16 protein-coding genes are annotated in these 12,645 nt (G+C 64.6%); 14 read left to right on the top strand and 2 right to left on the bottom strand.

From position 1 onward, the window contains the following. Positions 1–5: 5 nt before the first annotated feature. The 14 genes from hisG to tatC all read left to right on the top strand — a co-directional run bounded on the left by hisG (position 6) and on the right by tatC (position 9,634). Complete coding sequence (gene hisG / locus ABIC76_RS23955; RefSeq protein WP_004634593.1) at positions 6–695, top strand: ATP phosphoribosyltransferase; 690 nt, start codon at positions 6–8, stop codon at positions 693–695. After that, positions 692–2,020: a histidinol dehydrogenase gene (gene hisD, locus ABIC76_RS23950; protein ID WP_147215155.1), complete on the top strand. Its 1,329-nt coding sequence runs from the start codon at positions 692–694 to the stop codon at positions 2,018–2,020. Before hisG ends, hisD begins: the two co-directional genes overlap by 4 nt. Positions 2,021–2,036: 16 nt before the next feature. Next, the gene (hisC, locus tag ABIC76_RS23945; RefSeq protein WP_354535458.1) at positions 2,037–3,161 is read left to right on the top strand and encodes a histidinol-phosphate transaminase; all 1,125 of its coding nucleotides are present in this window, start codon (positions 2,037–2,039) and stop codon (positions 3,159–3,161) included. Then, positions 3,158–3,748, top strand: a complete 591-nt coding sequence (hisB, locus tag ABIC76_RS23940; RefSeq protein WP_004634601.1) for an imidazoleglycerol-phosphate dehydratase HisB — start codon at positions 3,158–3,160, stop codon at positions 3,746–3,748. The genes hisC and hisB overlap by 4 nt, the downstream gene beginning before the upstream one ends. 55 nt (positions 3,749–3,803) lie before the next feature. Further along, complete coding sequence (locus ABIC76_RS23935) at positions 3,804–4,427, top strand: MarC family protein (protein ID WP_027680229.1); 624 nt, start codon at positions 3,804–3,806, stop codon at positions 4,425–4,427. Positions 4,428–4,435: 8 nt separating this feature from the next. After that, a complete protein-coding gene (gene hisH, locus ABIC76_RS23930; protein WP_027680228.1) occupies positions 4,436–5,089 on the top strand; it encodes an imidazole glycerol phosphate synthase subunit HisH in 654 nt (217 codons plus the stop codon). Positions 5,090–5,165: 76 nt separating this feature from the next. Then, positions 5,166–5,909, top strand: a complete 744-nt coding sequence (gene hisA / locus ABIC76_RS23925; protein ID WP_004634607.1) for a 1-(5-phosphoribosyl)-5-[(5-phosphoribosylamino)methylideneamino]imidazole-4-carboxamide isomerase — start codon at positions 5,166–5,168, stop codon at positions 5,907–5,909. A gap of 47 nt (positions 5,910–5,956) precedes the next feature. Further along, entirely contained in the window at positions 5,957–6,733 is a 777-nt protein-coding gene (gene hisF / locus ABIC76_RS23920) for an imidazole glycerol phosphate synthase subunit HisF (RefSeq protein ID WP_037027077.1), read from the top strand. Then, entirely contained in the window at positions 6,730–7,152 is a 423-nt protein-coding gene (gene hisI / locus ABIC76_RS23915; RefSeq protein WP_027680226.1) for a phosphoribosyl-AMP cyclohydrolase, read from the top strand. The genes hisF and hisI overlap by 4 nt, the downstream gene beginning before the upstream one ends. After that, positions 7,145–7,519: a phosphoribosyl-ATP diphosphatase gene (locus ABIC76_RS23910; protein ID WP_065856222.1), complete on the top strand. Its 375-nt coding sequence runs from the start codon at positions 7,145–7,147 to the stop codon at positions 7,517–7,519. Before hisI ends, ABIC76_RS23910 begins: the two co-directional genes overlap by 8 nt. A gap of 31 nt (positions 7,520–7,550) precedes the next feature. Then, positions 7,551–7,925: a DUF4870 family protein gene (locus tag ABIC76_RS23905; protein WP_027680224.1), complete on the top strand. Its 375-nt coding sequence runs from the start codon at positions 7,551–7,553 to the stop codon at positions 7,923–7,925. A gap of 62 nt (positions 7,926–7,987) precedes the next feature. After that, entirely contained in the window at positions 7,988–8,236 is a 249-nt protein-coding gene (tatA, locus tag ABIC76_RS23900) for a Sec-independent protein translocase subunit TatA (protein ID WP_027680223.1), read from the top strand. A 20-nt stretch (positions 8,237–8,256) separates the two neighbouring features. Beyond that, positions 8,257–8,769: a Sec-independent protein translocase protein TatB gene (tatB, locus tag ABIC76_RS23895; protein WP_009241948.1), complete on the top strand. Its 513-nt coding sequence runs from the start codon at positions 8,257–8,259 to the stop codon at positions 8,767–8,769. Positions 8,770–8,830: 61 nt separating this feature from the next. Continuing rightward, a complete protein-coding gene (gene tatC, locus ABIC76_RS23890; RefSeq protein ID WP_009241949.1) occupies positions 8,831–9,634 on the top strand; it encodes a twin-arginine translocase subunit TatC in 804 nt (267 codons plus the stop codon). Positions 9,635–9,717: 83 nt separating this feature from the next. Here the strand turns inward: tatC and ABIC76_RS23885 are convergent, their stop codons facing one another. Both ABIC76_RS23885 and ABIC76_RS23880 read right to left on the bottom strand, forming a co-directional pair. Continuing rightward, positions 9,718–10,803 (bottom strand): ABC transporter ATP-binding protein, encoded by a 1,086-nt coding sequence (locus ABIC76_RS23885; protein WP_102067452.1) that lies wholly within the window; start codon positions 10,801–10,803, stop codon positions 9,718–9,720. Further along, positions 10,796–12,607 carry an ABC transporter permease gene (locus ABIC76_RS23880; protein WP_354535457.1) on the bottom strand — a complete coding sequence of 604 codons (1,812 nt, stop codon included), beginning with the start codon at positions 12,605–12,607 and terminating at the stop codon, positions 10,796–10,798. Before ABIC76_RS23880 ends, ABIC76_RS23885 begins: the two co-directional genes overlap by 8 nt. Between the last annotated feature and the right edge of the window lie 38 nt (positions 12,608–12,645).

Here is a 12,645-nt window from a genome sequence, read left to right as displayed (position 1 = left end):
CGGTCATGAACGCATTCCAGTCCGCCTCCAACCAGCTCACGCTGGCGTTGTCCAAAGGGCGCATCTTTGAAGAGACGCTGCCGCTGCTGAAGGCCGCCGGCATCGAGGTGACCGAAGATCCGGAAACCTCGCGCAAGCTGATCCTGCCGACCTCGGACCCCGCGCTGCGCGTGATCATCGTGCGCGCTTCCGACGTGCCGACCTACGTGCAATACGGCGCGGCGGACTTCGGCGTGGCCGGCCGCGACGTGCTGATGGAGCACGGCATGGCGGGCCTGTATGCGCCTATCGACCTGAACATCGCCCGCTGCCGCATGTCGGTGGCGGTGCCCAAGGGCTTCGATTACGCCAACGCGGTGCGCCAGGGCGCGCGCCTGTCGGTCGCGACGAAGTATCTGAATACCGCGCGCGAGCACTTCGCCAAGAAGGGCGTGCACGTCGACCTGATCAAGCTGTACGGCTCGATGGAACTGGGCCCGCTGGTGGGCTTGGCTGACGCCATCGTCGACCTCGTCAGCACGGGCGGCACGCTGCGCGCGAACAACCTCGTCGAGGTGGAGGAGATCGTGCAGATCTCGTCCCGACTCGTCGTCAACCAGGCCGCGCTGAAACTCAAGCGTGACCGGCTGGCGCCCATCCTCGACGCTTTCGAGCGCGCCTCCGCCCAGGACGAGCGTGCTGGGGAACCCGCATGAGCTTGACCATTCGTAAGCTGGATTCGGCCGACGCCGGATTCGCGGCGCAACTGCGCCAGGTGCTCGCTTTCGAAGCGAGCGAAGACGAAGCCATCGACCGCGCCGCCGCGCAGATCCTGGCCGACGTGAAGGCGCGCGGCGATGCCGCCGTGCTGGAAGCCACGCACCGCTTCGACCGCATCGAGGCCGACAGCGTAGCCGCGCTGGAGCTGTCGCCCACCGTGCTGCAAGCTGCGCTGGACGGCCTGGAACCCAAGCGCCGCGCGGCGCTGGAAGCCGCCGCCGCCCGCGTACGTGCGTATCACGAGAAGCAGAAGATCGAGTGCGGCACGCACAGCTGGGAATACGCCGAAGCTGATGGCACGGTGCTCGGCCAGAAGGTCACGCCGCTCGACCGCGTGGGCATTTACGTGCCGGGCGGCAAGGCGGCATACCCGTCGTCGGTGCTGATGAACGCAATCCCGGCGCGCGTGGCGGGCGTCAAGGAAATCATCATGGTGGTGCCCACGCCCGGTGGCGTGCGCAATGACCTCGTGCTGGCTGCGGCCTGCATCGCTGGGGTGGACCGCGTGTTCACCATCGGCGGCGCGCAGGCCGTGGGTGCGCTGGCTTATGGCACGGACACCGTCCCCGCCGTCGACAAGATCGTCGGCCCGGGCAACGCCTATGTGGCTGCTGCCAAGCGTCGCGTGTTCGGCACCGTGGGCATCGACATGATTGCCGGTCCGTCGGAAATCCTCGTCATCTGCGATGGCACGACCGATCCGGATTGGGTGGCGATGGACCTGTTCTCGCAGGCCGAGCACGACGAGCTGGCTCAGTCGATTCTGCTGTGCCCGAACGCCGAGTTCATCGCGCAGGTGGAAGCCAGCATCAACCGCCAACTTGAAGACATGCCGCGCCGGAGCGTGATTGCCGAGTCGCTGTCGGGCCGCGGTGCGCTCATCAAGGTGCGCGACATGGAAGAGGCGTGCGACATCGCCAACGACATCGCGCCGGAGCATCTGGAGATTTCGGCAGAGAACCCGCGCCAGTGGGCCGAGCGCATCCGCCACGCCGGCGCGATCTTCCTCGGCAAGTACACCAGCGAATCGCTGGGCGACTACTGCGCAGGCCCGAACCACGTGCTGCCCACGTCGCGCACGGCGCGCTTCTCGTCGCCGTTGGGCGTGTACGACTTCATCAAGCGCTCGAGCCTGATCGAGGTGAGCGAAGCCGGCGCGCAGATGCTGGGCGAGATTGCTGCCGAACTGGCTTACGGCGAAGGCCTGCAGGCGCATGCCCGCAGCGCCGAATATCGCCTGCAACGCCCCACGTCCGAATAACCTCCGCCGCACGACGATGACCGCCACCGCTCCGGCCCAAGCCTCTCTGGATGACCTGCTCGCCCGCATCGTGCGCGACGACGTTCGCGCCATGGGCGCGTACCACGTGCCCGACGCCACCGGCATGGTCAAGCTGGACGCGATGGAAAACCCGTACCTGCTGCCGGCGATGCTGCGCGACGCGTTGGGCAAGCGCCTGGCCGAAGTTGCGCTCAACCGCTACCCGGTGCCGACCGCCGACGCACTGAAGGCACAGCTCAAGCAGGTGATGCACGTGCCGGCCGGCGCCGAGGTGCTGCTGGGCAACGGCTCGGACGAGATCATCAGCCTGATCGCCATTGCCGCGGCCAAGCCGGGCGCGACCGTGCTGGCGCCGCTGCCGGGCTTCGTGATGTACGCGATGTCGGCGCAGCTGCTGGGCCTGAACTTTGTCGGCGTACCGCTCAAGGCGGACCTGACGCTGGACCGAGAAGCGATGCTGGCGGCCATGGCCGAGCACCAGCCCGCCGTCATCTACCTGGCGTATCCGAACAACCCCACGGGCAACCTGTTCGACGCGGCCGACATGGACGCGATCATCCGCGCCGCACGCGGCCCGGTGTGCCAGAGCCTGGTGGTGGTCGACGAGGCCTACCAGCCGTTCGCGCAACATAGCTGGATGCCGCGCCTGCGCGATTTCGATCACCTTCTGGTGATGCGCACCGTCTCCAAGCTCGGCCTGGCCGGCATCCGCCTCGGCTACGTGGCCGGCCACCCGAAGTGGATCGCCGAACTGGACAAGGTGCGCCCGCCGTATAACGTGAATGTGCTGACCGAGGCGACCGCCCAGTTCATGCTCGAACACGTGGACGTGCTGGATGCCCAGGCAGCGACCCTGCGCGCCGAGCGCACCAAGCTGATCGATGTGCTGTCGGCGCAGCCGGGCGTGACGGTGTTCCCCAGCGCGGCGAATTTCATCCTGCTGCGCGTGCCGAATGCCGCCGCCTTGTTCGAGCGCCTGCTCAATCGGCGGATTCTGATTAAAAACGTCAGTAAAATGCACCCGTTGCTGGCCAACTGTCTGCGCGTGACGGTCAGCAATCCCGAAGAAAACGCGCAATTTATCGATGCCTTTGTCGCATCGATGCAGGAAGCCCCATGAGCCGCCGTGCCGAGGTCACTCGCAACACCTCTGAAACGCAGATCCGCGTCGCCCTTGATTTGGACGGCACGGGCAAGCAGACGCTGAACACCGGCGTCCCCTTCCTCGACCACATGCTCGACCAGATCGCCCGTCACGGCATGGTCGACCTGGACGTCTCGGCCACCGGCGACACCCATATCGACGATCACCACACCGTGGAAGACGTCGGCATCACGCTGGGCCAGGCCGTCGCCAAGGCCATCGGCGACAAAAAGGGCATCGTGCGCTACGGCCACAGCTACGTGCCGCTGGACGAAGCCCTGTCGCGCGTGGTCATCGATTTCTCCGGCCGTCCGGGCCTGGAGTTCCACGTGCCGTTCACGCGCGCGCGCGTCGGCAACTTTGACGTGGACCTGTCCATCGAATTCTTCCGCGGGTTCGTCAACCATGCCGGTGTGACGCTGCATATCGACAACCTGCGCGGCGTCAACGCGCACCACCAGATCGAAACCGTGTTCAAGGCCTTCGGCCGCGCGCTGCGCATGGCGGTCGAGATCGATCCGCGCGCAGCCGGCACGATTCCGTCGACCAAGGGCGCCCTGTAAATCACTGCGTCGGCCAGGCCGCGCCTACCCGACTCCAAAACCGGCCGCCGATCCGATGGATCTGACCAAAAGCTTTTTCTCGCTGCTCGCGCTGATCAACCCGATCGGCGCGATCCCGTTCTTCATCAGTCTGACCGAGAGCCAGACGGATGAGGAGAAGCGCCGCACCATCAAGGTCGCGTCGATTTCGGTGGCGATTGTGATCGGCCTGTCGGCGTTGCTGGGCGAGCAGATCATCGGCTTTTTCGGGTTTTCTGTGGGTTCGCTGCAGGTCGGCGGCGGGATCATCATGATCATGATCGCGCTGAACATGCTGAATGCGCAGACGAGCCGCACCAAGGCGACGCCCGAAGAAGAGGACGAGGCCGGCGCCAAGGCCAGCATTGCGGTTGTGCCGCTGGCGATTCCGCTGCTCACGGGCCCCGGCTCGATCAGCACGGTCATCGTCTACGCCGGCAAGACCAAGCACTGGTGGGACCTGTTTCTCCTGGCGGGCGTCGGTGTGGCGATTGCAGCTGTGGTCTGGATTGTGTTGCGCGCGGCAGAGCCGATCGCCCGTGTGATCGGCCGCACCGGCATCAACGTCGGGACGCGGTTGATGGGCTTGATCCTGGCGGCGCTGGCCGTGGAATTCATCGTTGATGGGCTGAAAACCCTGTTGCCCGTACTTCGGGCCTAAGTTAAGTCATGACTAAGATCGCAATCGTCGATTACGGCATGGGCAATCTGCGCTCGGTGGCGCAAGCCCTGATGGCCGTTGCTCCCCAGGCCGATGTGCGCATCAGTGCGCAAGCGGATGAAATCCGCGCCGCTGATCGCGTGGTGCTGCCAGGGCAAGGCGCCATGCCCGACTGCATGGCGGCCTTCGACCAATCCGGCCTGCGCGACGCAGTGCTGGAAGCATCGCGGAGCAAGCCGATGCTCGGCGTATGCGTAGGCGAGCAGATGTTGCTGGAGCGCAGCACCGAGGCGCGCCCCGGCCAGCAATACACCGAAGGTCTGGGTCTCATCAAAGGCGATGTGGTCCGCTTTGATCTGGATGGCCAGTTGCAGCCGGACGGCTCACGGTACAAAGTGCCTCAGATGGGCTGGAACCGCGTGCACCAGAGTCGTGCCCACGCCCTCTGGGAAGGGGTGCCGGACCAGAGCTACTTCTATTTCGTGCATAGCTATTACGCGCGGCCCGCCAATGCCGACGAATCGGTCGGAGAGACCGAATACGGCGTGCGGTTTACCTGCGCCATCGCCCGGGATAATATTTTTGCAACACAGTTTCACCCGGAAAAAAGTGCGCAAGCCGGCCTGCAGATCTACCGGAACTTCGTGCACTGGAATCCGTGACGCCCGCCGTGGCGTCGCAATCGAATCCATTTTTCGCCCTTTTTAATTTTTCCCCCTCAACTCTGTCGTCACGCTTATGTTGCTCATCCCGGCCATCGACCTGAAGGACGGTCAGTGTGTGCGCCTCAAACAAGGCGATATGGATCAAGCCACCGTGTTCTCGGAAGACCCGGCCGCCATGGCGCGGCACTGGGTCGAACAAGGCGCGCGCCGGTTGCATCTGGTCGATCTGAACGGCGCTTTCGCCGGCAAGCCTCGTAACGAGGCGGCCGTCAAGGCCATCCTCGCCGAGGTGGGTGACGAGATCCCCGTGCAACTCGGCGGCGGCATCCGCGACCTGGGCACCATCGAGCGCTGGCTCGACGACGGCCTGTCGTACGTGATCATCGGTACGGCGGCGGTCAAGGACCCGGGTTTTCTGCGGGACGCCTGCACGGCATTCGGCGGCCATATCATCGTCGGGCTCGATGCCAAGGACGGCAAGGTGGCGACCGACGGCTGGAGCAAGCTGTCTGGCCATGAAGTCGTGGACCTCGCCAAGAAGTACGAAGACTACGGCGTCGAAGGCATCATTTACACCGACATCGGCCGCGACGGCATGCTGCAGGGCATCAACATCGATGCGACCGTCAAGTTGGCGCAGTCGGTGAAGATTCCGGTCATTGCCAGCGGCGGCCTGTCGAACCTGAAGGACATCGACCATCTGTGCGCGGTCGAAGAGCATGGCGTGGAAGGCGTGATCTGCGGCCGCGCCATTTATTCGGGCGACCTGAACTTCAAGGAAGCGCAAGCCCTTGCGGACAAACTCGGCGCGGCCTGATCGTTGATCCAGCCGTGCACAACGGGCGCTTCGGCGCCCGCCTCATCATGCTAGCCAAACGAATCATCCCCTGCCTGGACGTGACCAACGGCCGGGTGGTCAAGGGCGTCAACTTCGTCGAATTGCGCGACGCCGGCGACCCCGTCGAAATCGCACGCCGCTACGACGAGCAGGGCGCCGACGAAATCACCTTCCTCGACATCACGGCCACGTCCGACGGGCGCGACCTGATGTTGGGCATCATCGAAGCGGTGGCTTCGCAGGTGTTCATTCCGCTGACGGTGGGCGGCGGTGTGCGCGCGCTGGAAGACGTGCGCCGGCTGCTCAACGCCGGTGCGGACAAGATCAGCATGAACTCGTCGGCGGTGGCGAATCCGCAACTGGTTTCGGACGCCAGCGCCCGCCATGGCGCGCAGTGCATCGTCGTGGCCATCGACGCCAAGAAGGTGTCGGCCGAAGGCGAGGCCCCGCGCTGGGAAGTCTTCACGCACGGCGGCCGGAAAGGCACGGGCCTGGATGCCGTGGCGTGGGCGCGTGAAATGGCACAGCGCGGCGCCGGCGAAATCCTGCTGACCAGCATGGACCGGGACGGCACCAAGGCCGGCTTCGATCTGGAGTTGACCTGCGCCGTGTCGGACGCAGTGCCGGTTCCGGTCATCGCCTCGGGCGGCGTGGGCAACCTGCAGCATCTGGCTGACGGCATCCAGCAAGGCCACGCCGATGCAGTGCTCGCGGCGAGCATCTTCCATTACGGCGAATACACCGTCGGCCAGGCCAAGCAATTCATGGCAGAGCAGGGCATTCCAGTACGGATCGGACTATGAGCAAGAAGTGGCTGAACAAGGTCCACTGGGACGACAACGGCCTGGTGCCGGTGATCGTGCAGGAGCAGGGCAGCAACGACGTCCTGATGTTCGCCTTCATGAACCGCGAGGCGCTTCAAAAGACAGTGGAAACGGGCGAGGCCGTGTTCTGGTCGCGCTCGCGCAAGCGTCTGTGGCATAAGGGCGAGGAGTCCGGCCACATCCAGAAGGTGCACGAGATCCGCCTCGACTGCGATGAAGACGTGGTCCTGCTGCGTGTCACACAAGTCGGCGGTATCGCCTGCCATACTGGCCGCCACGCCTGCTTCTTCCAGAAGTTCGAAGGCAATGTGGAAGACGGCGACTGGCACACCGTCGAGCCCGTGCTCAAGAATCCCGACGACATCTACGCCGGCAAGCCCGGCCACAATCATGAGTGACACCCTGCGCCGCCTGGGCGAGGTGCTCGAATCCCGCAAGCTCGCCAATGGCGGCGACCCGGAGAAGAGCTACATCGCGCGCCTCTTCAACAAGGGCGACGATGCGATCCTCAAGAAGATCGGCGAAGAAGCCACCGAGACCGTCATGGCCGCCAAGGACGCCCGCGCTGCCGGCATGACCGACGAGGCACGCAGCAAGGTCGTCTACGAAGTGGCCGATCTGTGGTTCCACACGATGGTGCTGCTGTCGCATTTCGATCTCACGCCGGATGATGTTGTAAGCGAACTGGCGCGCCGCGAAGGACTTTCGGGTCTGGAAGAAAAGGCGCTGCGCAAGTCGCAGGCGCGCGACGCGGCGGGTGACTGAACACGGTGGCGAATCGTCGCAGGGAGGTGGCGTGGACAAATACGGAGCAGCAGTGGTGGTGACGGACGACGCGGAGCGCCTGGCCGGTTTGCGTCGCCTGACGCATATTCTGTATGCCCTCTACGCCATTTTTTGGCTGACCGGCGGTATCACTGCATTGATTGCCATCATCGTCGGGTATGTTAAGCGCGACGATGTGCGCGGCACCCTGTATGAGTCGCACTTTCGTTGGCAGATCCGTTCGTTCTGGTGGTGCGTACTGTGGGGTGTGGTCGGTGTGCTGCTCATTCCCGTCGCCTTCATCGGCTTTGCCGTGCTGTGGGCTCTGGGCATCTGGATGCTGTATCGTATTGTGAAAGGTTGGCTGTATCTGAATGACAGCAAGCCGATGTACGCAAATCCGTAAACTCAACCAATGGCGCCGCCATCGTTGCGGCGCCGCCAGCCGTATTTACGTGGGAGTAGGACATGGGTTCCTTTAGCATTTGGCACTGGCTGATCGTGCTGGTGATCATCATGATGGTGTTCGGCACGAAGAAGCTGCGCAACATCGGTTCGGATCTGGGCAGCGCCGTGAAGGGCTTCAAGGACGGCATGAAGGAAGGGGCGGAAGACAAGCCCGCAGCACCGCAGCAGACGGCCAGCCAGCCGCCGCGCGAGCTGCACGATTCGACGACGATCGACGTCGAAGCGCGCGACAAGTCCAAGCAAGGTTGAGCACCGACGCGCGCTGACCGATGATCGATCTCGGCATTTCCAAGCTGGCGCTGATTGGCATGGTGGCGCTCGTCGTCATCGGCCCCGAGCGCCTGCCCAAGGTGGCGCGGACCGCTGGCGCCCTGCTTGGCCGCGCACAGCGCTACATCGCCGACGTGAAGGCCGAAGTCAGCCGCGAAATCGAGCTTGAGGAGTTGCGCAAGATGCGCACCGACTTCGAGCAGGCCGCGCGCAATGTCGAGCAGACCATCCACCAAGAGGTCAGCAAGCACACGACCGAGATCAACGAGCGCCTGAACGAGGCGCTGGGTGACCCGGCCCAGACGTCGACCTCCGCGCCGGACTGGCGCCCCGCGCCGGGCAAGTCGCGCAACGGCCGTAACAGCTGGCGCAACAAGCAGCTCTCGATGCCCAAGTGGTACCGCCAGAAGCAGGGCGTGCGCATGTGGGCGCAATCGGGTGCGGCACGCGTCAAGCGTCACCGTCCGCCCATCGTTGCCGCACAGTCGCGTGCGCGCTCCTTCTTCGAATGATCTTCCGGGCGCGAGCCGTGTTTGCGGTGTCGCGTCCTGACTTCCCCCTTTCCCACCCGACATGAGTGCCGCTCCGCTCGATCCGCAAGAGTCGCCCGAGGACGGCGCGCAGGAAACCTTCATTTCGCACCTGGTCGAGTTGCGTGAGCGCATCGTCAAGGCGGGTGCCGGCGTGCTGCTGATCTTTCTGGGCCTGGTCTACTGGGCGCCGGATATTTTCAATCTGTTCTCGCGGCCGCTGATTCAGGCGTTGCCCAAGAACGGCCACATGATCGTGACGGACGTCACCGGTTCGTTCTTCGTGCCGATGAAGGTGACGCTGCTGGCTGCTTTCCTGATCGCACTGCCGTGGGTGCTGTACCAGATCTGGCGGTTCGTGGCGCCGGGGCTCTATACGCACGAGAAGCGGATGATCATGCCGCTGGTGGTGAGCACCTACGTGTTGTTCCTGTGCGGTGTGGCGTTTGCGTATTTCCTGGTGTTCCCGACGGTTTTCAAGGTGATGGCGCACTACAACGCGCCGCTGGGTGCCGAGATGTCCACCGACATCGACAAGTACCTGAGCTTCGCCATGACCACGTTCCTCGCCTTCGGCATCACCTTCGAGGTACCGGTAGTCGTGATGGTGCTGGTGCGCTTTGGCATCGTGAGTCTGGAGAAGCTGCGACAGGCGCGGCCCTACGTCGTGGTGGGCGCCTTCGTGATTGCCGCGGTGGTGACGCCGCCCGACGTGATGTCGCAGCTGTTGCTGGCGGTGCCGCTGTGGCTGCTGTATGAGCTGGGGTTGATCTTGGCGGCCATCTTTATCCGTAACACCACGGCACCGGAGAACAATCCGGAGCACTTGCCGGTGGTGAAGGACTGACGGGCCGATCCCGCATCAGCCAAAGAAAAAGGCAGCCGAGGCTGCCTTTTTTGTTGCCGATGAATCTGCTGTTGCCGCTTCGTTTAGGCGGCGTACAGCCAGAACTGCTCGCGCGGGAAGGTCAGCGCGTACTTGCCGTCGCTCGGCGCGCTGGCGGAGTAGGCGCGCAGGCCTGTGCCCGTTGCGCCGCTGTCGTCGGTGGCGCGGAACAGGCATTCCCAGCGGTCGCCCAGGTACATGCGCGTCGCCAGCGGCAGGTGGATGGTGTTGTCGGCGTTGTCGACGCCCACGCGCACCTGTTCCAGGCGGATCACGCCGTGCGCCGACGCGCCCGGCTTCAGATCGCCGCGCGCTACGCCCCACAGCGACCAACCTCCGGTCTCGTCCACCAGCCGGGCCATGCCGTCGCGCACCTCGGCGATCTTGCCGTTGATGCGGTTGTTGCTGCCCATGAACTCGGCGGTGAACAGCGTCTGCGGCGCACCGTACATTTCTTCAGGCGTGCCTTGCTGCTCGATCACGCCATTGTTCAGCAGCAGGATGCGATCGGACATGGCCATCGCCTCGCTCTGGTCGTGCGTGACCATCAGCGCCGACAGGCCCAGACGCACGATCAGTTCGCGCAGGAAGGCACGTGCTTCTTCGCGCAGCTTGGCGTCGAGGTTCGAGAGCGGCTCGTCGAGCAGGATCACAGGCGGGTTGTAGACCAGCGCGCGCGCGATGGCCACGCGCTGCTGCTGTCCGCCGGACAGCTGGCTCGGGAAACGCTCGCCGAGATGGCCGAGGCCCAGTTGCTGCAGCACGGCTTGCACGCGTTCCTTGATCTGCGCGGCTGGGGTCTTGCGAAGCTTGAGCGGATAGGCGACGTTCTCGGCCACGGTCTTGTGCGGCCACAGCGCGTAGGACTGGAAGACCAGCCCCAGGTTGCGCCCTTCGGCCGGCACGTCGAGCTTCTTGGCGCCGTCGAACATGACCCGATCGCCGATCTTGACGGTGCCCTGGCTGGCCTGTTCGAGGCCGGCGACAGCGCGCAGCAGCGTGGTCTTGCCCGAACCGGACGGGCCCAGCAGCGAGACGACCTCGCCCTTCTGCAGCTGCATCGAGACACCCTTGAGAACCGGGTTGTTGCCGTATTGCAGGTGCAGGTCGTTGACAGTGAGTTCAATCATGGAGCTTCACTCCGAAACGCAGTGCGATGCCGAGGCCGACGGCCACCAGCACGATATTGACGAAGGACAGCGCGGCAACGATATCGATGGCGCCGCCCGCCCACAGGGAAACCAGCATCGAGCCGATCGTCTCGGTGCCCGGCGATAGCAGGTACACGCCGGTCGAGTATTCGCGCTCGAAGATCAGGAAGATAAGCAGCCACGCGCCCAGCAGGCCGTAGCGCGTGAGCGGTACCGTCACGTCGCGCGTGGTGCGGGCGCGGGTGGCACCGACCGAGCGCGCGGCTTCTTCCAGTTCCGGACCCACTTGCAGCAGTGCGGCGGAGATCAAGCGAAGGCCATAGGCCAGCCACACGACCGTGTAGGCGATCCACACGCTGAAGATCGTGCTGCGCAGGTCGCGCAGGCTCGGCACGATGTTTTCGATGATCCAGTTGGCGAAGGGCAGGCCGCTGTCGGTCAGTCCGGTCTCGATCCAGTTCGGCACGAACAGGAACACCCACAGGAACGCCAGGCCGGCCAGCAGACCCGGAATGGCGCGGGGCACCAGCACGCTGTAATCGAGGAAGCGCGTCCAGCCATCCGGCTTGCGGTGCATGGCCAGGCCGATGCAGGTGTAGCAGCCCACCGCCAGCGCGCCGCCGATCACGCCGATCAGCACCGTGTTGACCATCGCCCGCAGGAACTGCGGCTGCGCGAAGATCTGCTGGAACGCCGTGGTCGAGAAGGCCTCCACCAGCGACACGCCTTCACCCCAGTTCGACACGAAGGCGCGCAGGGCGATACCCGAGAGCGGCACCACCACCGTCACGAAGAACCACAGCACCACCACCGCCCACGCCGGCCAGCGCCAGCTGCCCAGGGGAAGCGGGCGGCTGCGCGTGACCTTGCCCTTGACGGTGACGAAGCGGTTGGCCGACTTGAGCATGTAGCGCTGCAGCAGCACCAGCGGGAACGTCACCATCACGAGGCAGACCGCCACGGCGGCCATCAGGTGATACGCCGGCGTGCCGAGCTTGTTCGTCAGCTTGTACAGATACGTGGCCAGCACCAGGTGGCCTTCCGGATCGCCCAGCACGAGCACCAGGCCGAACACCTCGAAGCCCAGGAACGTCACTAGCACGGCGGCGTACAGCAGGGCGGGGCGCACCATCGGCAGGCTCACATTGAGTGCCACCGACAGCGGCGATGCCCCCGCGATACGCGCGGCTTCTTCCACGTCCGAACCGAGGCTGCGCAGCGCCGACGAGACGTACAGATACACGTGAGGCACATGCGTCAGGCCGGCAATGATGATGATGCTCGTGAACGAATACACGTTCCACGGCGCACCGCCAAACAGGCCCTTGAACCACACCGTGTAGAAGCCCACGGGGCCGGCGGACACCACGTAGCCGAACGCCAGCACCATCGGCGAGACGAACACCGGAATCATCAGCAGCGGTTCGAGAATGCGGCGGCCGGGCAGATCCGAACGCACCATCAGGAATGCCAGGATGCCGCCCAGCGGCACCGAGATCACCGCCAGGCCGAACGCCAGCGCGGCGGATTTCTCGAAGGCGTGCCAGAAATCCGAATCGGTAAAGATGAAGCGATACGCATCCAGCCCGGCCAGCGCGTCGGGCATGAAGAACGGCGCGGACAGAAAGCTCTGGTAGAAGATCAGCGCCAGCGGCGTGAAAATCGCCAGCGCGGTAAGCAGAATGACCACGCCGCGCGGCAAAGCCTGTCCCACACGCGTCCAGGGCGAGCGCTTGGGAGAGACTTGGCGAACGGCGGCACGGTCTTGCGCTAGAGAACGCATGGTGCCTCCAGAAGAAGCCGGCGCCAGGTACGGATGGC

Source organism: Ralstonia sp. 1138 (assembly GCF_040544795.1).
GTDB lineage: Bacteria > Pseudomonadota > Gammaproteobacteria > Burkholderiales > Burkholderiaceae > Ralstonia > Ralstonia flatus.
This window is presented reverse-complemented; position numbering and strand designations above follow the sequence as displayed.

What these genes read in the sequence shown, in the direction of transcription:
- hisG (WP_004634593.1), top strand. Translation starts at nt 6, where the DNA reads ATGAACGCATTCCAGTCCGCCTCCAACCAGCTCACGCTGGCGTTGTCC.
- hisD (WP_147215155.1), top strand. Translation starts at nt 692, where the DNA reads ATGAGCTTGACCATTCGTAAGCTGGATTCGGCCGACGCCGGATTCGCG.
- hisC (WP_354535458.1), top strand. Translation starts at nt 2,037, where the DNA reads ATGACCGCCACCGCTCCGGCCCAAGCCTCTCTGGATGACCTGCTCGCC.
- hisB (WP_004634601.1), top strand. Translation starts at nt 3,158, where the DNA reads ATGAGCCGCCGTGCCGAGGTCACTCGCAACACCTCTGAAACGCAGATC.
- ABIC76_RS23935 (WP_027680229.1), top strand. Translation starts at nt 3,804, where the DNA reads ATGGATCTGACCAAAAGCTTTTTCTCGCTGCTCGCGCTGATCAACCCG.
- hisH (WP_027680228.1), top strand. Translation starts at nt 4,436, where the DNA reads ATGACTAAGATCGCAATCGTCGATTACGGCATGGGCAATCTGCGCTCG.
- hisA (WP_004634607.1), top strand. Translation starts at nt 5,166, where the DNA reads ATGTTGCTCATCCCGGCCATCGACCTGAAGGACGGTCAGTGTGTGCGC.
- hisF (WP_037027077.1), top strand. Translation starts at nt 5,957, where the DNA reads ATGCTAGCCAAACGAATCATCCCCTGCCTGGACGTGACCAACGGCCGG.
- hisI (WP_027680226.1), top strand. Translation starts at nt 6,730, where the DNA reads ATGAGCAAGAAGTGGCTGAACAAGGTCCACTGGGACGACAACGGCCTG.
- ABIC76_RS23910 (WP_065856222.1), top strand. Translation starts at nt 7,145, where the DNA reads ATGAGTGACACCCTGCGCCGCCTGGGCGAGGTGCTCGAATCCCGCAAG.
- tatA (WP_027680223.1), top strand. Translation starts at nt 7,988, where the DNA reads ATGGGTTCCTTTAGCATTTGGCACTGGCTGATCGTGCTGGTGATCATC.
- tatB (WP_009241948.1), top strand. Translation starts at nt 8,257, where the DNA reads ATGATCGATCTCGGCATTTCCAAGCTGGCGCTGATTGGCATGGTGGCG.
- tatC (WP_009241949.1), top strand. Translation starts at nt 8,831, where the DNA reads ATGAGTGCCGCTCCGCTCGATCCGCAAGAGTCGCCCGAGGACGGCGCG.
- ABIC76_RS23885 (WP_102067452.1), bottom strand. Translation starts at nt 10,803, where the DNA reads ATGATTGAACTCACTGTCAACGACCTGCACCTGCAATACGGCAACAAC.
- ABIC76_RS23880 (WP_354535457.1), bottom strand. Translation starts at nt 12,607, where the DNA reads ATGCGTTCTCTAGCGCAAGACCGTGCCGCCGTTCGCCAAGTCTCTCCC.